This is a genomic window from Vibrio sp. 779(2023), assembly GCF_033344285.1.
GTDB lineage: Bacteria > Pseudomonadota > Gammaproteobacteria > Enterobacterales > Vibrionaceae > Vibrio > Vibrio alginolyticus.
In genome coordinates this window covers 1-1,053 of record NZ_JAWPOM010000218.1, presented here as the reverse complement: position 1 = coordinate 1,053, position 1,053 = coordinate 1, and the positions used below count along the sequence as shown (strand labels likewise).

Here is a 1,053-nt window from a genome sequence, read left to right as displayed (position 1 = left end):
AGATACAAATACAATTATGAATAAATGGCCCAGTCTGAAGCAGTTACATTATTTAGTGACACTGCATGAAACTCGACATTTTAGCGAGGCAGCAGAACGCTGCTTTGTCAGTCAATCAACGTTAAGTAAAGGGATTCAGAATCTTGAAGAGTTGATCGGTTGTCCGCTTTACGAAAAGAAAGACAAGAAAAGCCCGTTGGTTTTTACCCAGACGGGAGAAATGGTCGTAAAGCAAGGTCGAGAGCTATTGGCCAAAGGACAAGATTTAGTAGAACTTGGCCGATTATGTCAGGGCGATGATATGAAAGGCCAGTTGAAGGTTGGGTGTATTCCAACGATTGCACCGTTCTTATTGTGTGACCTCGTCCAAGAGGTGAATTATCGATTCCCTCAACTAAACCTTCTATTAAGAGAAGACACCACCACCAATTTGTTGCAAGCGCTGCGTCATGGTGAGTTAGATGTACTGATCTTAGCGTTGCCTGTTGAAATCGATGGCATGGAGAGTCGCGTCGTCGGCAAAGATCCGTTCCGTATGGTGATCAGTGCAAACCAAGTCGATTCGATTCCTGTACCGATCCGTTATGACGATCTGCCGGATGAGTCGGTGTTCCTATTAGAGAAAGAGCATTGTTTAACTGAACATGCAGTTTCCGCTTGTAAGCTGACCGATAAAGAGAAAATTAACCCGTTTACGGCAACCAGCTTACATACCTTGGTGCAGATGGTCGCGAACGGCTTAGGTACCACTTTTATTCCTCAAATGGCAATCGAACACGGCTTGTTACACAACCAAAATTTGGTGGTGATCGACCCTCCTGGCCAGCAAGCGTATCGCGAAATTGGTTTGGTTTGGCGCCCTAGTTCATCAAGAACAAACACTTTTAACCAACTTGCAGATGTGGTTTCCGAACTGCTTTAGCTATTAGTATTAGCCTTTACTTCCTCACTATTTCTCTAAAAGCGCACTGGAAACAGTGCGCTTTCTAGTATTTTATTCTGTCGGTGAACTTTGACTTGTAAAATTTCACAGCTTTATTTTCGTGAAGCTTT

1 protein-coding gene is annotated in these 1,053 nt (G+C 43.6%); it reads left to right on the top strand.

The window, feature by feature from the left end:
* Window positions 1-16: 16 nt before the first annotated feature.
* Window positions 17-922 (top strand): hydrogen peroxide-inducible genes activator, encoded by a 906-nt coding sequence (locus tag R8O70_RS26190; RefSeq protein WP_005460156.1) that lies wholly within the window; start codon window positions 17-19, stop codon window positions 920-922.
* Window positions 923-1,053: the final 131 nt, after the last annotated feature.

Coding starts and splice junctions, on each gene's coding strand:
- R8O70_RS26190 (WP_005460156.1), top strand. CDS start 17: ATGAATAAATGGCCCAGTCTGAAGCAGTTACATTATTTAGTGACACTG.